The 20,362-nt window shown below is 37.0% G+C and carries 14 protein-coding genes; 5 read left to right on the top strand and 9 right to left on the bottom strand.

Features of this window, described 5'->3' with window-relative positions; translation table 11 throughout:
* The first annotated feature begins 72 nt into the window (after nt 1-72).
* Nucleotides 73-1,422 carry an OmpA family protein gene (locus IO90_RS07270; protein ID WP_034965426.1) on the top strand — a complete coding sequence of 450 codons (1,350 nt, stop codon included), beginning with the start codon at nt 73-75 and terminating at the stop codon, nt 1,420-1,422.
* A gap of 114 nt (nt 1,423-1,536) precedes the next feature.
* Nucleotides 1,537-2,868 carry an Nramp family divalent metal transporter gene (locus IO90_RS07275; protein ID WP_034965427.1) on the top strand — a complete coding sequence of 444 codons (1,332 nt, stop codon included), beginning with the start codon at nt 1,537-1,539 and terminating at the stop codon, nt 2,866-2,868.
* A 207-nt stretch (nt 2,869-3,075) separates the two neighbouring features.
* Here IO90_RS07275 and fsa read toward each other — a convergent pair whose 3' ends face one another.
* From fsa to gyrA, 3 genes are all read right to left on the bottom strand, one after another.
* Complete coding sequence (fsa, locus tag IO90_RS07280; RefSeq protein ID WP_034965430.1) at nt 3,076-3,729, bottom strand: fructose-6-phosphate aldolase; 654 nt, start codon at nt 3,727-3,729, stop codon at nt 3,076-3,078.
* Nucleotides 3,730-3,829: 100 nt separating this feature from the next.
* Complete coding sequence (locus IO90_RS07285) at nt 3,830-5,212, bottom strand: hypothetical protein (RefSeq protein WP_034965431.1); 1,383 nt, start codon at nt 5,210-5,212, stop codon at nt 3,830-3,832.
* A 60-nt stretch (nt 5,213-5,272) separates the two neighbouring features.
* Nucleotides 5,273-7,900, bottom strand: coding sequence for a DNA gyrase subunit A (gene gyrA / locus IO90_RS07290; protein ID WP_034965432.1), 2,628 nt, complete (start codon nt 7,898-7,900; stop codon nt 5,273-5,275).
* A 149-nt stretch (nt 7,901-8,049) separates the two neighbouring features.
* Here gyrA and IO90_RS07295 point away from each other — a divergent pair, with 149 nt between their 5' ends.
* Nucleotides 8,050-8,364: a DUF4286 family protein gene (locus IO90_RS07295; RefSeq protein ID WP_034965434.1), complete on the top strand. Its 315-nt coding sequence runs from the start codon at nt 8,050-8,052 to the stop codon at nt 8,362-8,364.
* Nucleotides 8,365-8,599: 235 nt separating this feature from the next.
* Entirely contained in the window at nt 8,600-10,243 is a 1,644-nt protein-coding gene (locus IO90_RS07300; RefSeq protein ID WP_034965435.1) for an ABC1 kinase family protein, read from the top strand.
* A gap of 17 nt (nt 10,244-10,260) precedes the next feature.
* On the opposite strand, the gene IO90_RS07305 is transcribed toward IO90_RS07300, so the two are convergent.
* Complete coding sequence (locus tag IO90_RS07305) at nt 10,261-11,499, bottom strand: MFS transporter (protein ID WP_034965437.1); 1,239 nt, start codon at nt 11,497-11,499, stop codon at nt 10,261-10,263.
* 215 nt (nt 11,500-11,714) lie between these two features.
* Here IO90_RS07305 and IO90_RS07310 point away from each other — a divergent pair, with 215 nt between their 5' ends.
* Nucleotides 11,715-13,922: a polyribonucleotide nucleotidyltransferase gene (locus IO90_RS07310; protein ID WP_034965439.1), complete on the top strand. Its 2,208-nt coding sequence runs from the start codon at nt 11,715-11,717 to the stop codon at nt 13,920-13,922.
* Between the two features lie 61 nt (nt 13,923-13,983).
* Here IO90_RS07310 and IO90_RS07315 read toward each other — a convergent pair whose 3' ends face one another.
* From IO90_RS07315 to IO90_RS18330, 5 genes are all read right to left on the bottom strand, one after another.
* Nucleotides 13,984-15,051, bottom strand: a complete 1,068-nt coding sequence (locus IO90_RS07315) for a DNA polymerase beta superfamily protein (protein ID WP_034965440.1) — start codon at nt 15,049-15,051, stop codon at nt 13,984-13,986.
* Nucleotides 15,045-17,297 carry an AAA family ATPase gene (locus IO90_RS07320; RefSeq protein WP_034965443.1) on the bottom strand — a complete coding sequence of 751 codons (2,253 nt, stop codon included), beginning with the start codon at nt 17,295-17,297 and terminating at the stop codon, nt 15,045-15,047. Before IO90_RS07320 ends, IO90_RS07315 begins: the two co-directional genes overlap by 7 nt.
* Before the next feature lie 106 nt (nt 17,298-17,403).
* Nucleotides 17,404-18,150 (bottom strand): DNA polymerase beta superfamily protein, encoded by a 747-nt coding sequence (locus IO90_RS07325; protein WP_034965446.1) that lies wholly within the window; start codon nt 18,148-18,150, stop codon nt 17,404-17,406.
* A 114-nt stretch (nt 18,151-18,264) separates the two neighbouring features.
* The gene (locus IO90_RS07330; protein ID WP_034968672.1) at nt 18,265-19,650 is read right to left on the bottom strand and encodes an RtcB family protein; all 1,386 of its coding nucleotides are present in this window, start codon (nt 19,648-19,650) and stop codon (nt 18,265-18,267) included.
* Between the two features lie 295 nt (nt 19,651-19,945).
* Nucleotides 19,946-20,302: a hypothetical protein gene (locus tag IO90_RS18330; protein ID WP_051878398.1), complete on the bottom strand. Its 357-nt coding sequence runs from the start codon at nt 20,300-20,302 to the stop codon at nt 19,946-19,948.
* Nucleotides 20,303-20,362: the final 60 nt, after the last annotated feature.

Genomic DNA, 20,362 nt, shown 5'->3' on the forward strand with positions numbered 1-20,362 from the left:
TTATTCATATTGAAAATTTGTGGATTAATATTTGGTAACATTACCAAAATCAAACTCATAAAATAAACTATTATGTCAACTAATCTTATCGACCTTATCAAAGGTCAACTGGGACCAGCAACAGTGTCTCAAACAGCAACTCAACTTGGAGAAAGTGAATCTGGAATTTCAAAAGCAATTTCTGCATTATTACCTGCAGTGATTGGCGGTTTTGCCAATAGCAATGCAAAATCAGAACTTTTCAGTACAGTCAAAGACGCATCAACTTCTGGATTATTGTCAAATCTTTTGGGAAATCTAAGTGGGAGTGATACTGTTGTTTCAAAAATCTTAAGTTTAATTTTTGGAGACGGTGATAAACTTGCAGCAATTACAAACGCAGTTTCATCTTATGCGGGAATCAAAACTGAATCTACAAATTCATTATTGAATTTAGTTACTGGAGCGACAGCAGGAACTCTTGGAAGATATGCAACGGAAAATAATTTGGACGTCTCATCTTTCGGAAATCTATTGGACGAGCAAAAAGGACTTTTAACTTCATTATTACCAGCTGGATTTAGTTTCGCATCTTTGGGATTAGGAAATTGGTTCGGGACTGTGGATGCAGAACCGGTAAATGTGAACGTAATTCCGGAAGCAAATCAAACGCCACTTGCAGATGTAAATCCAGTGACGCCAGTTACGGAAAGACCAATCGTGACAGACTCTCCTATCACTGACACTCCAAAAGTCGAAGTCAACAGAAGCGGAAGTACACACGAAATTGTTTCCGATAATAATGGAGGAGGCGGAAGCATTTGGAAATGGTTATTGCCATTGCTTTTATTATTGTTGTTAGGCTGGTTCTTCTGGAAACAATGCAACAAGAAGGTAGAAACAGTTCCAGTGGGAACAACTGATTCATCAGCGGTAGTAGCAGATTCTACAAATACAACACCAGATTCTGTGGTTACAACAAGAGAAACCTTAGTAGTGACTTTACCAAGCGGAAAAACTCTACAAGCTTACAAAGGTGGAATCGAAGATCAAATTGTTACTTTCTTAAAATCTGATGATTACAAAAATTCAACAGAAGAACAATTGAAAGATAGATGGTTTAATTTTGATAATCTTAATTTCGAATTTGGGAACGCGAAATTAACTCCTGAATCTCAAGTTCAGTTGGATAATTTGAAAGCAATCTTGGCTGAATTTCCAGATGCTAAAATTAAAATTGGAGCTTACACAGATAAAAAAGGTGACGAAGCAGTTAACTTGAAATTGTCTGGAGAAAGAGCAAGTGTTATAAAATCTGCAGTTAGCTCGGCTCAAGTCTTGGAAGCAGAAGGTTATGGATCTAAATTTGCAAAAGTTTCAGCAGACGCTACTGACAAAGAAAGAGAGTCTGATAGAAAAACAGCAATCAGATTTACAAAATAAATCGACTTAAAGTTAAATACAAACTGCCAAGCAATTGGCAGTTTTTTTATTGTTAACTTGCGAGTTAAGTAGAGTATAACTAATTTTGTTAGTCTAATCTAACAATGCAGATCATTGGAGCAATTTAATCATAACGGTGGCTGGCGAAAAGAGAAGAGTTCCAACTCTCTCCAAGAGGTTTTCGCAAGCGTCAATATTCCTAAAGACGGAAGTTTCAAAAAGAAATTATTGGCCTATATGGGTCCAGGATTGCTTGTTGCAGTCGGTTATATGGATCCAGGGAATTGGGCAACGGATATTGCCGGTGGAGCGCAGTTTGGCTATGCATTGCTTTCGGTCATTTTAATTTCAAATCTTTTTGCGATTCTTTTGCAACATCTTTCTGTTAAATTGGGTGTTGTTGCGGAGCGCGATTTAGCGCAGGCTTGTAAAGATCATTTTCATCCGGCTGTTAATTTTGTGCTCTGGATATTTTGTGAGATTGCCATTGCTGCCTGTGATCTGGCAGAAGTCATCGGTTCCGCCATTGCTTTGAATCTCCTCTTTGGAATTCCACTCACTTGGGGTGTTGTGATTACAATTGTTGATGTATTTTTGATTTTATTCTTGCAATCACGTGGATTTAGATATATTGAAAGTATTGTTGGCGGATTGATCTTCATCATTTTTGTGGCTTTCTTTTATGAGATTTTCCTTAGCCAACCAGAGATTTTTCCTTTGTTGGAAGGCTTGATTCCACAGAAGGAAATTATTACCAATCCATCGATGCTTTACATTGCAATTGGGATTTTGGGAGCAACGGTGATGCCTCACAACCTTTATTTGCACAGCAGTATTGTACAAACTAGAAATTACCCAAGAACAACGGAAGGTAAAAAAGAAGCGCTCAAATTCGCAAGTATTGATAGCAGTCTATCATTAATGTTGGCTTTCGTCATCAATGCAGCGATTTTGATTATTGCGGCAGCAACTTTCCATACTTCGGGGAACAAAGATGTGGCGGACATTAATGATGCTTATATGTTGTTGACGCCACTTCTGGGAACTACTTTGGCAAGTATTTTCTTTGGAGTCGCGTTGCTGGCTTCTGGTCAAAATTCTACTTTGACGGGAACGCTTGCCGGACAAATTGTGATGGAAGGTTTTCTAAATATTCGATTGAAACCCTGGGTTCGAAGATTGATAACAAGAACGATTGCAATCATTCCAGCTTTTGTTATTTCTTTGATCTATGGTGAGAAGGGAACTGCGGATCTTTTGGTCTTTAGTCAGGTGATCCTTTCGATGCAATTGAGTTTTGCGGTTGTTCCATTGGTAATGTTTACAAACAGCAAAGCGAAAATGGGAGAGTTTGCGAACAAAATGTGGCTTAAAGTTTTGGCGATCATCATCAGTGTGATTATTATTTTCTTGAATCTCTATCTCTTGAAAGAAACTATATTCTAAATAATTTTGGATTGATCTCAAAAATATAAAACCTTCTCGCTATGAAAACGGGAAGGTTTTTTGTATGTTGGATTTGATGACAAATCTTGTTTCTTGCGAAGCGCGCCCCCGAACTGAGTGGACTCTTCGAGAGGCTCAGAGTGACAGCGGGAATCCTTCGACTTCGCTCAGGATAAACTACGGGCGGAAATTGGCGCCCAAATAATTTTAACCCAACTTCTTGGAATCTGCTACGAACTGCGCCAATCCTGAATCTGTCAATGGATGATTGAGCAAATTAAGAATCGATGGAAGTGGCGAAGTGATTACATCTGCACCAATTTTTGCACAATTGATGATGTGCATAGGGCTTCTGATGGATGCTGCAAGGATTTCTGTATCAAACATGTAATTGTCAAAAATCAAACGGATTTCTTCAATCAAATTAAGTCCATCAACGGAAATATCATCTAATCTTCCTAAGAAAGGAGATACGTAAGTTGCGCCAGCTTTTGCTGCCAGAAGTGCTTGTCCTGCAGAGAAAATCAAAGTGCAATTGGTTTTGATGCCTTTGTCTGAGAAATATTTTAGGGCTTTGATGCCGTCTTTTATCATTGGGATTTTTACAACAATTCTCTCGTGAAGTGCAGCAAGTTCGTCTCCTTCTTTGATCATTTCATCGTAAGTTGTGGAAAGAACTTCTGCGGAAACATCGCCGTCTGAGATGTTGCAAATGTCAACGTAATGCTTGTTGATGGCTTCTTTGCCAGAGATTCCTTCTTTTGCCATAAGGGAAGGATTCGTAGTAACACCATCCAGGATTCCAAGATCTTGTGCTTCTTTGATTTGCTCTAGATTGGCTGTGTCAATAAAAAATTTCATATAAAGGTATTTGTTTATTTATTTTTAATTAATAGCAAATATACATTTTTAGTTTGCTCTGTAAAAATCAAAAAAAGAAGCCAATTGGCTTCTTTTAAAATTATTTCATCGCAGCTTCTTTTGCTTTGAACTCGTTGTACTTTGCAGTGTTTTGCGTTGTCATGTACAAACCTTTTAGAATGCTGACCATGTCTTTGTCATCCGGTTTGATGGCATTGTATTTTTCTGCATAAGGAATTGCTTTTGAGAATCTGGCTCTTCTTTCCTCCATTATTTTGTTGGCCGCATCAATCTTTCCAGATTTTCTAAGCTTATTATATTCGTCAACCGTTTTTCCATCATCTCCCATGTACAAATAGACCATATTCTGAAGTGCATTTTCAAAGTTTGGATCTATTTCCAAAGCTTTTTTCAATGATGTTTCTGCATCATTCTGCATAGCTGGATCTTTTAATTGTAGAACGCCCAAGTTGTACCAATTAACTTTATCCCCAGGATTTTTAGCCAATTGTGCTTTTAGATTTGCTACAAATTCTCCAGTTTTTCCAGTTTTAAAATAGGAGTTTCCTTGGATCTGAGAGAGTGTCTTGTTGTTTGGAAACTTCTTTAATCCATCATCGGAAATAGCCGCTGCTTCTTCAAATTTTTGCTGATCAAAAAGTAATGAAGCTAGAATCTCATACAATTCTTCTTGCTTGCTAGGCGTTTTTTCGATTTTAAAATCTGAATAATCGCTACCATCTTTCATCTTTTGGTAAAGATCGTACGCGTTTTTGTCAAGATTTTCTACGGTTCCAGTTTTCTTGTTTTTTGCAGTGTAGTTGGTTTCCTCACCTGTATAATTGGACTTGATCAATTCATTAAGAATCGCAATTCCTTTTGCTTTTTGGTCTTGAGTCTGCGCATACGCTACACCCGCATAGTAGAGATAGTTTTTGTTGTCTTGGCCAGCTGCTTTGAATAAGTAATAAGTCTCAGCAAATTTTTCTCCAGCAACATCATATTTCTTATTGTTGTAATTTGTCGTTGCTGCTGTACTTGCTGCCTGCAACTGAGGATTGATTGCATTTCTAAGTTTTTCGCTTAACGAAGGTGAGTATTTTTCCTGCTTCAAAGAAATTCCATTTCCGAATTTTTCCGATGCTTCTTTTCCTACAAAATAAACTTTGTTCTTATCCGTATCTTTTCCTGTGAAAATAGGCTCTGTACCTAGAGTTGCAATTTTTGCAAGATATTCTGCGCCTTCAGTATTTTTTCCGGATTTCAATAATGAAAATCCTTTTGCATAATAATATTGCTCAAGAAGAGAAGGTTCTAGTAAATAAGTTTTGTCACCAAAAATACCTTCTGCTTTTGATATTTCTGAATTGGCGGTTGCAAGATCTCCTGAATCAACTGCTTTTACAGCATTAGCGATTTCCTTTTTCTGTGCATTGATACATGTTACAGATAAAACTGCTAAACTTAAAATTAATCTTTTCATATGATAATTTTTATTTTTTTATTTAAGGTCAAATGTTATCGCAAGCGATTTGATACTATTTTATTCGTTGTCTTCTGATTCTTCAGCATTGTCTGCGGCTTCCTCGTCTTCAATTTTCTTCAATTCCTCTTCATCGCCGATGTTGATCTGATTGTTACCAGTTTGGGGTTTCACTTTGAATTCCGGATTGTTGCTGTCGTTTTCTGCAACTTCTTCGCCTTCTTCTTCCACAACCTCACTGTCCATTTCTACTTTTGCAATTGCTGCAATTTCGTCCTTGGTTTTCAGATTAATGACTTTCACACCTTGGGTATTTCTGCCCATCACGCGCATTTCGTTCATGTTCATTCGGATGGCGACACCAGATTTGTTGATGATCATCAATCCGTCTTCGTCGGTTACGCTTTGGATAGCGATCAGATTTCCAGTTTTCTCAGTGATGTTCAAAGTAATTACACCTTTTCCACCTCTGTTTGTGATTCGGTAATCTTCAACAGCTGTTCTTTTTCCATAACCTCTCTCTGATACAACCAAAACTGTATCATTTTCCAAATCATTAACAACAATCATTCCGATTACTTCGTCTTTCTCTTCAAGTGAGATTCCACGTACACCAATAGATCCTCTGCCGACCGCTCTCGCTTTTTCTTCAGGGAAACGGATACATTTACCATTTTTGGTAGCGATCATGATCTGGGAATTTCCGTCCGTCAATCTTGCGCCTAGTAAGGCATCATTATCACGGATCTCAATGGCATTTACACCATTCGTTCTTGGTCTAGAGTAAGCTTCCAAAGATGTTTTCTTGATGGTCCCGTTCTTGGTGATCATCACGACATTCATTTGGTTGATATATTCCTGATTTTTAAGATCTTTGGTTCTGATGTAAGCCTTAATCTTATCGTCCTGTTCAATATTAATTAAGTTCTGAACCGCTCTACCTTTCGCTGTTTTAGAACCTTCCGGAACTTCGAAGACCCTTAGCCAGAAACATTTTCCTTTTTCTGTGAAGAATAATAGATATTCGTGGTTGGTGGCTGTAACAATGTATTCAAGGAAATCCTCGTCTCTTGTCGTCGCCGCTCTGTTTCCAACGCCACCTCTGGACTGTACTTTATATTCGGAAAGAAGTGTTCTTTTGATGTAACCAGCGTGAGAGATGGTCAAAACAACTTTCTCATCTGGGATCATATCTTCGATAGAGAATTCTCCACCAGTATAATCGATCTCTGAACGTCTTTCGTCGCCGTATTTTTCTTTGATCTCTTGAAGTTCTTCTTTGATGATCTCGTAACGTCTTGGCTCATTGGTTAAAATGTCTTCCAAGTCTTTTATTAAGGCCATGATCTCTTCGTACTCAGCACGGATCTTGTCCAATTCCATTCCCGTAAGACGAGCCAAACGAAGATCTAGAATTGCCTGCGCCTGAAGGTCAGAAAGTTCAAATTCTTCGATCAAGCCTTCTTTCGCTGCCGCAGGATTTGCACTGTGACGGATGATCGCAATCGCTCTATCAAGAGAATCCTGAGTGCCGATCACTTTCATAAAGCCTTCAAGGATGTGGGCTCTTTCCTGTGCTTTTCTAAGTTCGTATTTTGTTCTTCTTACAATAACCTCGTGACGGTGATCTACGAAATGCAGGATCATATCTTTCACATTCAGTTGTACAGGACGTCCTTTGACCAAGGCGATATTGTTAACTGAAAAAGAAGTTTGTAATGAAGTATATTTATATAAAAGATTTAAGACAACATTTGGAATCGCGTCGTTTTTGAGTTCGTAAACGATACGCATGCCATTTCTGTCGGACTCATCACGGATCTCATAGATTCCTGGGAGTTTGTCATCTTTTACCAACTCAGCAGTTCTGGCGATCATTTCTGCTTTGTTAACCTGATAAGGAATTTCTGTTACGATGATCGCATTTCTGTTTCCGATCTCTTCGAAGTTGATCTTCGCTCTCAAAACGATACGTCCTCTTCCTGTATGGAAAGCATCACGCACGCCGTCATAACCGTAGATGATTCCACCTGTCGGGAAATCCGGCGCAATGATGTGCTTCATCAGCTCATCGATGGTAATTTCTTTATCATCAATGTAAGAGCAGATCGCATCAATACTTTCAGATAGGTTGTGAGGCGCCATATTCGTCGCCATCCCAACTGCAATTCCGGAAGCTCCGTTCACCAAAAGACTTGGGATCCTTGTAGGAAGAACGGTAGGTTCTGTTAAACTATCATCAAAGTTATTTTGGAAATCAACAGTTTCTTTATCAAGATCGGCAAGGATCTCATCAGATATTTTTTTAAGTCTTGCTTCGGTGTAACGCATTGCTGCTGGTGGATCACCGTCCATAGAACCAAAGTTACCTTGTCCGTCAACCATTTGATAACGCAAACTCCAAGGCTGAGCCATTCTTACCATCGCATCGTAAACAGAACTGTCTCCGTGCGGGTGATATTTACCTAGAACGTCTCCAACAATTCTCGCAGATTTCAAATGTTTTCTGTTAGAAAAGACATTAAGACCATACATACCGTAAAGCACTCTTCTGTGAACGGGTTTCAATCCGTCTCTCACATCTGGCAAAGCTCTTGATACGATTACTGACATCGAATAATCGATGTAAGAGGTTCTCATCTCGTCAACAATGTTGATCGGTATTAACCTTTCTCCTTCCTTATGCATAAATATTTTTTAATTTATTGTAAATCAGAATATTAAAATACATTCTGACCCTTTAAGTTTTTCTGTTTTTTATAACGGGCTAATTTACAAAAAAAATACGATTTTTGCATTCTGAATTTATCAACATTAATCATAAAAAAATATAAAAAATGAGCATCCTGAGTATTACATTTCATACAATCGAAAATAAAATTGAAGAATGGGACATCTATGTGGAAAGTGATCTGCATCAGATGGTAGAAAATCTTCTGGATGTTGAAAAATATATTCTTTCTGAAGTTCGGTCTGATATGCTGGGTGAAGGGAAAAACACCAATTTGCTTTTGGTTTTTGATAATGACGATATGAGAGATCAGTTCATGGAAAGTGAATTGGTGAATCTCGAAGAAAGAATTAATCTGAAATTTGGAGAATATGTGATGGTGTTTCCAACTTTTCTTGATCCTAAGAAAAAGAGATTTTAATTAAATTTTAAAATCTAAAAATATGCTCTGGCAGATTATGCTGATTTTTCAGATTCTAATTTTAAATCTGCTTGATTTGCAAAATGTGCGAGATTTTTACTTTAAAGGTCTATCTTAATGTGAGTCGAAGCGTAATCAAATACTATCAAATGTCGGTCTGAGGCTCTCGAAGACTTTTTTTATTAGTAGGAATAATTTTTGGAGTTACTTTGTAGCTCCTTTATTTTTATAAATTATGTTCGATAAACAACAGCGAAAACTTAAACGTTCTGCCAGATTGATCTCGGTTCTCAGCAAATATGGCTTTAAAGATATGATTGCCAGAATGGGGAAAAAACCAGAAGAAAGTTCTGTAAATTCTGATGAGATCATTTCCAAAGGAACTGTTTACGAGAGGATTCGATTGGTTTTGGAAGAATTAGGTCCGACCTTCGTGAAGCTTGGGCAGACGTTCAGCAATCGGGAAGATCTGCTTCCGCCAGAGTTGATTCAGGAGTTGCAGAAGCTTCAGGATAGAGTTGAGGTTGTTGATATGAATGTTGAGGAAATCTTGGAAAACGAATTCAATATTTCGGTCAAAGAATATTTCTCTGAAATTGTTTCCAAACCTTTGGCGACAGCTTCTATTGCGCAAGTTTACAGAGCAACTTTGATCACTGGAGAAGAAGTGATTTTAAAGATCAAAAAACCGGATGTTCTGAGTGTGATCGAGGATGATCTGTTGTTGATAAAAGATTTGGTAAAACTGATTTCGACCTATTCTGAAATTGCTTCAAAATTAAATCTTAAACAAGCGATTGCGACGTTCGAAAAGTCTTTGTTAGAAGAAGTTTCACTGGTGAATGAACGAAATAATATCAAGCAATTTGCATTAAATTTCAAAAATAACAAAGAAACCTACGTTCCAGTTGTCTACGACGAATTTTCCAATAATAATGTCCTTTGTATGGAATTTATTGACGGGATTAAAGTCACCGATAAAACTGAGCTTCTTAATAATAACATCAGTCCAGTTGTGATTTCGGAAGTTGGTTTGAGACTTTTCGTTTCTCAGATTTTGGATTATGGGTTTTTCCACGCCGATCCACACGCAGGAAATATTCTGGTGAAGAAAGATGGGAGAGTGGTTTTTATTGATTTTGGTGCCGTCGGGAAAATTCAGCCGAATGACAAGGAGATTCTTGAAAGTCTGATTGTGGCTTTTGTCGCTAAAAATTCAAATAAAATTGTGAGGTCATTGAAGAAAATGGCAGTCAGTTACGAGATCCCAGATGACAGGCGATTTGAAAATGACGTGGAAGAAGTTCTGAATTTCGTTCACAGCACGTCATTGAAAAATATCGACCCGCATATTATCATTAATAAAATGAAAGATGTTCTGAAGGACAATCAGCTTTATATGCCGGATTATTTTTATCTGTTGTTCAAAGGAATTGGTCTGATAGAAGGCGTTGGGCGAACCATCAATCCTGATCTGGACATTGTTAAAAGTCTGCATCCTTACACTAAGAAAATTTTATCGAGAAAGATCAGTCCGAAAAAGATCTTCAAATCCGGAATGGACAAAATGCTGAATTTCACAGACAACATTGATGAAATTCCAAAAGAATTGCGCTCCGTTCTGCAGAAATTGGATGATAACAAATTCACCATTTCGAGCGAGATCAAAAATATTGAGAAAACCAACAATCTTATCAAATCGAGTATCATTAATCTGATTTTAGCGATGATTTTGGGTGCAAATATCATTGCTACATCAATCGTTTTCGTTTCGGAATCCGGACCAAGGGTTGGTGAAATGTCTTTGGTTGCTGTTTTGGGATTTATATTTTCAGTTGTTCTGGTGATTATTCTTTTGTTGAGAATCATCCGAAAATAGATATTAAGATCAAAGATTTAATTCACTTCTTCCGCTTTTAAATTTCCAGTTTCTCTTAAGAAAATAGAAATGACAATCGCGAAGGAAATTCCTATGACAAAGAATAACAGTGAATGTTGTAATAGAGAATCTGCGTCTAAGCTCTTTGTCAGCTTCGAACCGTACAATTTAGAAAACAAAGGTGCTAAAAGCGTCGTCACACCAAAGGTCAAGAAATTGATGGCTCCTGTTGCGCTTCCTTTCACTTTGTCGGGGTTCACTTCTTTGATGATGGAGTAAGGAATCATTGCGGCGCCAGAACCGATTCCCATTAATAATAGAGAAATATTTTCTGACATTAAACTTGGTAAGTAAGCCAACTGCAATAAGCTTAGGATCATTAAAACAGCGCCTCCGATGATGACCGGAATTCTACGTTTGATCTTATCTGCGACCCAACCCAAAAGCGGACATCCAATTGCCCAACCAATCGGAACTAAGGCGCAAGCTATTGTTGCCGTTTCGTGGGAAAGACCTCGGCTTTTTTGAAGAAAATCTACACCCCAGATCATCGCAAAAATCGTTGTCGGAGCGAATAATAATCCCGAAACCAAACCTGATAAATAACTTTGCGGATTTCCGAAGATGATTTTATAATTATCAAGAAAATTCTTTTGCTTTTCAATCTTTTCTCCAGGTTCTGTTTTGGGTGTGAACAAAAATGCCAGTAAAGCTAAAATTAATGAGGTGACACCAAAAATAATCCAGATGCTAGTAACGCTATTTCCATTGGTCAAATAAGTGTTGCTTAATTTCTGTCCAGCAGAACCTCCCAGCATTCCTAAAGTCTGTGTGATTCCAATCGCTGTGGCAAGATTTTTTCCAGAGAAAGCTTTCACTGCAATGTAAACCGCGGCCGGAAAAGCCATTGCTGAACCTGCGCCCTGCATCAATCTTCCTGCATATCCAACTACATAATGTGAACCTCCAAATAATAATGAGCCAATTGCCAAAACCAAAATTCCAAAAAACACAGGCTTTCTCGCGCCCATTCTGTCCAAAAATAATCCAGCCGCCAAACTCGTGATGGAGTAGCTGATATAGTAGGCGCTGATCATCGAGCTGACTTCTGTCCTTGTCGCGCCGTAAGATTCTTTGAGGTCACCTATCATCACGCTTGGAGAAGATCTGATCGCATATTCCAATGCGTAGAACAATAAGGCCAATATCCAGGAGATAAAGAAGGGATTTTTCAGAAAAGAAGTTTCGGTTTTCATAGGGAAATATTGGAAGTGTAAAAACAATTTTCACCTCGGTTAAAGAGATCTTTTAAGGCTCTTTTGATTAAATCAGCTGTAAAAATAGAATATTAAAATCTATATTTCAATGGAATTTCAGAAAATCCAAACAAAAACTGTAAATTTGCACCACATTTTTAGACGAAATATAATTAATTAAAGCACTCAATACGGAGTGCAACACAAAACAATTTATGAGTATACCTCAAGCAATTACAGAAACGGTCATTCTTGCAGACGGCAGAGAGATCACAATCGAAACAGGGAAATTGGCAAAACAGGCTGATGGATCTGTAGTAGTAAAAATGGGTGGAACAATGCTTTTAGCAACTGTTGTAGCCAGCAAAGAAGCAAAAGATGGCGTAGATTTCTTGCCATTGACAGTAGATTACAGAGAAAAGTTCTACGCAGGAGGGAAGATCCCTGGAAACTTTTTCAGAAGAGAAGCTAGACCATCCGATCAGGAGATCTTGACGATGCGTTTGGTGGACAGAGTTCTAAGACCATTGTTCCCTGAAGATTTCCACGCGGAAGTACAGGTGATGATCTCTTTGATCTCTTACGATGGACAATCCATTCCGGATGATTTGGCTGGTTTTGCAGCATCTGCAGCGATCGCGATCACGGACATTCCTTTCAACGGACCAATGTCTGAAGTAAGAGTGGTAAGAATTGACGGGAAACTTTCTGTTAATCCAAAATTAGAAGACCTAAAGATCGCTGACCTTGATATCATGGTTGGTGCAACGAAAGATTCTATCGTCATGGTAGAAGGCGAGATGAAGGAAATCTCTGAAGCAGAAATGCTAGAGGCCATCAACTTCGCTCACGTTGAGATCAAAAAACAAGTTGAAGCTCAGGAGAGATTGGCTGAAAAAGTTGGTAAATCTTTCCCGAAAAGAGAATACAGCCACGAGAATCACGACGAAGCGATCCGTGAGAAAGTTTGGAAAGAAACTTACGATAAAGTATATGAAGTAGCGAAATCGCCTTCAGGTAAAGAAGAGAGAAGCGATAAATTCAAAGCGGTGCGTGAAGAGTTCTTGGCTCAATACGTTGATAACGCTGAAGAATTGGAAAGAGTAACACCTTTCGTAAAAGTGTATTACCACGATGTTGAGAAAGAAGCGATGCGTCAGATGATCTTGAATGATAAGATCAGACTTGATGGTCGTGATCCTCAAACGATCCGTCCAATCTGGAGTGAGATCGATTATTTGCCAGGCGCACACGGTTCTGCGATCTTCACAAGAGGAGAAACGCAATCTTTAACAGCTGTAACATTAGGTTCAGTGAAAGATGCGAATATGGTTGACAGCGTGATGATCAACTATGACGAGAGATTCTTCCTACACTATAACTTCCCACCATTCTCTACAGGTGAAGCTCGTCCTTTGAGAGGAACTTCAAGAAGAGAAGTTGGTCATGGAAACCTGGCTCAGAGAGCTTTGGCGAATATGATCCCGGAAGAAAATCCTTACACGATCCGTATCGTTTCCGATATCTTGGAATCAAACGGTTCATCTTCTATGGCAACTGTTTGTGCAGGAACTTTAGCATTGATGGATGCGGGTGTTCAGATCAAGAAACCAGTTTCTGGTATCGCGATGGGATTGGTAACTGACATCAAAACAGGAAAATTCACAGTGCTTTCTGATATCTTGGGTGATGAAGATCACTTGGGAGATATGGACTTCAAAGTAACTGGAACTGCAGACGGGATCACCGCTTGCCAGATGGATATCAAGATCCAGGGATTGTCTATGGACATTATGGAGAAAGCCCTTCTACAAGCTAGAGACGGAAGATTGCATATCCTAGATAAATTAAACGAAACCATCTCTGCACCAAGAGAAGACGTGAAACCTCACGCTCCGAAAATGGTGATGCTAGAGATCTCTAAAGATTTCATTGGTGCGGTGATCGGACCTGGTGGAAAGATCATTCAGCAGATGCAGAAAGATACGGATACAGTTATCGCTATCGAGGAAGTTGGAGAGATTGGAAGAATCGAGATCTCTGGTGTGAGTAGAGAGAAGATCAACGAGGCTATCGCGAAGATCAACGAGATCACTTTTGTACCGACTGTTGGTGAAGTTTACCAAGGTAGAGTTGTGAAAGTAATGGACTTCGGAGCTTTCGTAGCGATCGCTAAAGGAACTGAAGGACTTCTACACATCTCTGAGATCGAGTGGGCGCGTCTTGATAAGGTGCCTTACAGTGAAGGTGACCAAGTGGAGGTGAAATTTATGGGTTATGATGACCGTAAAAAAATGAAACTTTCCAGAAAAGTATTGTTGCCAAGACCAGAAAAGCCGGCACCAAAACCAAGACCGGAAAGTCAAGTGAACCCTGAAGGTAAAGACCAACCAGGAGAACACAAGCCTTTGAACGAAGCATAAGATTAAGTCTTAATTATATTGAATCCCCCGAGTTATCGGGGGATTTTTTTTGTTTTAATTATTAATGAGAATAATAAAGCTTTTCCCTTATCTCAACCAAATTCCGCTCGACTTTTTCCTTATTTGAAAAATCTGGCAAAGTAGAATTTTCGCTTAAAACAGAAAGCTCTTCCAGCAGTTCATCGGCGTAAGAAAGTAAATCGTCATAATCCCTTTTTCCGGCTTTTATGTCGAGCAATTCTTCTCGATTTTTCACCCGGATTTCGAGTTTATTATTTTTAAAAATATTGACGGCAGATTGCAACAAACGAATCGTGTGCATCATATTTTTGCTGTCGTAATTTTTCCCATGTTGCTGATTGGTATTGTATCGGTCGTCGTTTCTTTTCGCCACCCAATCCCAATATTCCTTGTAACTTTTGCAATCAGTGGAATAAGAATCTTGGTTGAAAAACAAATACGCTTCCGATTTTTTTCCTTTCGGAACAGAGGATAAACTCACTTCATTGGAATCTTCATTTTTGAAAATTCCGCTATACTTTTTATCGCCAATTTCATCATAGTACAAAGCGAAAATTCCTTTAGAATTCGGCATTTTTACCAAACCGCAATTGTCTTGTGAGAAGTTCTTTTTCTGCAACCAATCTTTCGCAGGAATGGACGCAGAATCTTCCAGAATCACACAAAAATCAAGAATTCCTTTTCGCTCTTTTTCTACAGGATTTACAATTTTTTTGTTTAGTCCTCTCGCTTTCTGAATTTGGGTTGAAGCATATCCTCCAAAAGTTTCTTTGCATAATTTTGATAGAAAATCTTCTTGACGAAAACTGTCCATCATAGGGTTTTTATACAAAATACAATCTTCCGGAGTTGCAAGAATTTCCAAAATATTAGGGTTGTTTTTCAGCAAAAGTTCGGTAAATCTTCCGATTTCGTAATACACAATATCGTTGCTATCGTTAGAAACCTGCGGAATATATTCTAAACCAAAAAACAGATTTTTCGGCAGATAAAAAACACCCTTGATATCCGTATCCGAATTTTCCGTCGCCAATCCGAAAGAACGACTTCCGGAAATGGCTTCGAAAAGGATGAGGTTATTTTGTTTTAAAAATTCTATGGTTAACATATTTCCATCATCATTTCATAGTGAGAAGAAGCATTTAATTTTTCGAAAAATAATTTTAAACTATCCATTGCAATTTGTCTCGATTCATCACACAATCTATTATAATACATTTCATCATTGATTGCCACTTTATGGCTTTCGTCGTTTATGTTTGACAAAAACGATACGCAAACTAAATATTCGGTGGATTCTTCATCCAAATCTAAAGTACTTAATAAATTCCAAAGATTACTTCCACTTATATATCCCATAAAATTCGAATAGCTTTCAATTATTCTTCTCATATTATTTAATAAAGAAATTGTAATCTTATCCGAATTTTCTAATTTAACTTCTCTCCATAATAAACCATAATCATTGATGTTAGAATATCCAATATCTTCAATTAAAGTTTTGTTATTTCTTTTTGATACTTTTTTAAATAAAACTTCATCTTTATAAATTAGTCTTTGGTAAAAAGAAACTTCTTTGAAAAAATAACTATTGTGAGTTAAAATAAAAGCTTGCTCTAAATTTTCATTTTTAAAAATCTTTCCTCCACCAACACCTCCTTTTGGAGCAATCAATTTTCTTATTAAAGTAGAAACAAAGAATAAAACCTGACTATCCATACTTGATACTGGGTCATCAATTACAATAATTTTCTTTTTTGTGGAATTTTCTGTGTCATTAGTCCCTAGACATAATTGATAAAAATATAAGAACGCAATAAAGTTTTTTTCACCTTCGCTTAATGTTTTGAAAACGTGATTTCCGGACGTTTCATCTTCTCTTAGGATGTAATATTTGGTAATATTGTTTTCAGATTCATTCTTTTCTATTTTAAATCCGGTAAAATTATTTTTTAATAATAAATCATTTATATTGTCGACAGCTTTTTGTGTATTAACCGTTTGGCTTTGCCATTCTTTAATTTTACTATTAGAGTCAATTTTTGCATCTTCAAAAACTTTAATTTCTGTGTCTAATTTTTTTATCTGTTTAGAATTACTATCATTGTTTATTTTAAAAGAATTGATTTTGTCTTTTACTTGATGGGAAATATATTTCCATATTTCATCTGTCAATTCTTGTTGGTTCAGTTTTATATTATCCACATCTTCATTATGGATTCTAATAATCTCATTTACTTTTTCAATTTCAATTTTTAATGATTCAAGACTTTCTAATTTTTTCTTTTCATTTGGATTCTCGATTTTAGTTTGCACCTCTTTTTCATTTTTAGTCAAAATATCTGATAATTGTTTTTGGATTTTTAAAACATCGAATTTCACTAAATCTTTTTCTATCAGAGCCTCTAAGTTTGATTCAAAACTTGAAAGTATATCAGTGTAACTGTAATACAATTCCTGAATATTTTTAATTTTTTCTTCTCGAGTAGTGTCAAAATATTTTTCAAACTGATTCAGTAAATTTTTGTCAATTGTTTTTTGTTGACAGAATGGACAATCTTGAACTTCTTTATTTTTATCCAAAAAGTTTATTCCTTGTTTTACCCAAGAGCTATTATTCAATTGGTTAATAATAAAGGCAATAGGAACGTCATTGCTACCTATAATAATTTCTTCTAAAGCATTATTGAATTCTTTTTCAAAATCAAGAATAGTATTAAAATTTTTAAAGGAAATGTTGTTCTCTATTTTATTAAGTTCTTCTAAATAGTATTTCTTATATTTTTCAGTTATATAATTTAATTTTTTTGAAGAATATTCAGTCTGATTTATTTCATTAAGCTTTTCATAAAAAGGCTCTTTTCTTTTCCCTAAATTTATCTTATTAAAGTCTTCTTCAAATTGCTTATTATAAATCCAACAGTCTTCTAATATATTTTTATTAGCTTGATTTTTTAAATTTGTCAGTTTTTGCTTTTCATCTTTTTTTTCAGAAATTGATTTTTCAGTATTTGTTACATTTTGATATTCTGCTTCTATAATTTTATCAATTTCTTCATTTTTTTCATCCAATGAAAAGATTCCGGATAATTCAGGATTCAAGTAAAAATTATTCTGAATAAAATCATAATCAAAAACAAGTATTTCTTCTTCGTCTTTATTAAAACCATCAATAGAAGAGTTGTTGAATGGATATAAAGGAACTTCGTTTTGAGAATAATTGTAGAATAAACGTGCAATTGTGGATTTACCACAGCCATTATTTCCAAAGAAAAAATTAACTTTTTTCAAATCATTTATTTCAACTAAATCTTTATAAGTCGCTACATTATTAAGCTGTAATTTTGTTATCATACTGTTTTTATGGTTATAGTTTTATTTTTTTTCCAGTTTTTCCAATTCATTTGAATGTAAATATATTTACATATTACAATAAAAGATTACGGAAATCCATAATCTTTTATTTTAGTATTTCCACAAACACTTTCTCTGCTTCCTTTTTATCCAAATTTCCAACTTTCAAAGTCTTTGCAACTTCCGAGAGCTTTTCTATTTCCGATTTCAAATATTCGAAAAGTTCCCAATCTTGAGAATGATAATATTTCTCGCCGTTTTCAGATTTTACATTTAATAAAAATTGAACTTTTTTCAAGATGCTTTCTGGTAGCAAATCTAACATTTCGTGGAAGATAACCGGCGGAAAAGTACCTTTTTCAACCACCCATTTTGAAGCTAAAGTGGTTCGCAGACAATAGAAGTAATCTTTCAATTTTACTTCATCTTTGTTGCAGGCTTCCAAATATTTTTTACTCATACTCAAATAATGAAAAACCACTGAAACAGGTGAAAATGCTTGCTCAGCCAAAGGTTTCATTAGTTTTAAAAACTTTTCGTTTTTCACATAAAAGATGTGAGAATACAAATGTTCCAAATTCGGAACGTTCGATTTGTTAAGCAAATGAAAGGCTTTTTTCAAATCCCAACCGGAACCATCCAAATCATCTTCGGTCATAAATTCTATTGTATCGCGTTTTTCCCAAGGTGAAAGATACCAATCTATCGGATGTTTATAGATAAATCGGATGTCGTAATCGCTATCTGGAGATGCAAATCCCCATGAACGACTTCCTGATTCTATTGCCAAAAGTATTTCTATATTTTTCTCTTTTTCAAGAGCTTTTAATTTTTCTATTATTTTAGTTTTCATAGTTTCTAAATTTAATCATTAATTTTTCAAGTCGTCATTCTACACAAATCTTAACCGCCTTTTTACTGTAATAGTTTAGATTCCTCCGGAATGACAAAATGAACGCAGAAAAACCTAAGCTTTTCTAAACTTCTTCTTCCTCTTCCAAGGCGCATTCCTCCCCACATCGCCTGCCATGATACAACCGTAAGGCATCACTTCGTCCAAAACTTCGCAAAGACCGTATTCCTCAATTTGGGCTCTTACGTTTTTGGCACTTTTGTAGGCGCTTGGGAGTTCAGAGATGTCGATGTCGTTGGAGAAGAAACGAATGTCGAGACCTTGCGTTTCTTCGGCGAACACTTCGTCGATGGTTTTGTGGGCCAGGGATTTTTTGTGTTGTGTTCTGCTGAAGTTTCTTCCCGCACCGTGTGGCGCAAAACCCAGATTTCTGCCATTGGTGGTCCCGGAGACGATCAACACAGGCTCTGCCATATTCAGAGGAATCAACCTCGGACCTGTGATGTCGGGCAAAAATTTGTCGTCCAGCGGTGTTGCGCCCTTCGCGTGGTAAAACAGATCACCATCTCTGAATACAAAATTATGTTCGTTCCAATATCGGTCTTGTTTCTCGATATTGAGTTTTTCTAAAACGGTGTTGTGGATGGATTCGTGGTTTTCCTTCGTCCAATCTCTGATGCGTTGCAAGGCTTCCCAATATTGTTTTCCTTCCTCGGTTTTGTAGGGAATCCACGCATTTTCCTTCAAGGTTTCCGGCGAAAGTTCCATTCGGAAACGGTTGGCGACCTTCATCCCTTTGTCGTACAACATGGCACCGGGCGCTCTGGAACCGTGGTGCGTGACCAACATTGTGTTTCCGGTGTTTTTGGAAATCCCGACGAACAAAAAGTGGTTGCCGTCGCCCTGCGTTCCCATATGCGAACGGGCGATGCTGATGAGTCTCTCGTCATTCAAAAAGAAATTCTCCCGGAAGGCGTCCATCAATTCCTGCGACATTGGCATTTGCGACCCTCGGTCTCTACCGCCGTAACCGAAATGCGTGATGGAATGTGCGGTGTCCAAGACCGTCTTCGGGTCTGCCTTTCCAAAATCGGTCAACATTACGGAACAGCAGATATCAGCAGAATGAAATCCCGGATGGATGGCATTTTTCGCTACCACCACACCGCCCACCGGGATGTGACCTTCGGGACCTGTAGGGCAAGCATCTGGCATAATGGCACCGCTGACCAAGGTTGGGGTTTTCATCAAGACCTTCATTGTGTTGATGACTTTTTCCACGTTGTCGGTTTCGCTGTCGTTTTCCGCTTTGATGTTGATGATGAACTCCTGTGGCTCGGAATGGAGTGGGATCGGGTCTGGTGCGCGGAATTGTTCCAGATAGTCCAGCATTTCGGTTTCGCTTAATTGATTTTCGTTGATGTGTTCCAAGGCTTCTGCAAACCATTTCTTTGGTGTGAATCCTAGAGCGATTAATTCGTTTCCTGTGATTGTAGTCATTGTTTTAATTTTTATTTTGGGCAACTTTTCCGCCTTCCGTTCCCAATCTTTTTGCCTTAGCTTTTCCAGCCACAAAAAAGGATTTCTACTCAAACCTAACGAAGTGGTTCATCGATTCAATTAAAAAAAATAAGAAATTAAGATAAGTCGGGTTGCGGGTTTTCAGCTTTTAAGTTGTTTTGTCGTTATTTGATGATGCAAAGTAAAAGTGTAAGTGCGCAATGTTTTTGCGTACATGGTTTTTTTGTTTTTAAAATTAGAATGTATATTCAATATCATCATTCAAACAGTGAAGCTAGTTTATAACTTCTTCGACTTTTACTTTTTCTAAATTGAATTCTAAATAATGAGAAGTCCAACAATCTGAAAATTCTATGGCTACTTCATGTCCATTTTTACAGATTTTGTTCATTTCAGAACCCGAACTTCCGCAACATCCATAAAATCTCGTAGGGTCAGGATGATTGAGTAAATAATAATCAACTAAGTTCGTAACCAAAGAAATTTTATTATTGTGCTCTAAAAATGCACATTCATTACTTTTTAAAATATTACCTTCTTCACTCCAAATGATTTTAGATTCTGAAACTAAAGTTAAAATATCAGTTAATTCTACATTACACGATTTACATGTTATTCTTATATTATTCATGGTTTTGTTTATTTGATGATGCAAAGTAAAAGTGTGAGTGCGCAATGTTTTTGCGTATCT

The organism is Chryseobacterium sp. FH1 (genome assembly GCF_000735135.1).
Classification (GTDB): domain Bacteria; phylum Bacteroidota; class Bacteroidia; order Flavobacteriales; family Weeksellaceae; genus Epilithonimonas.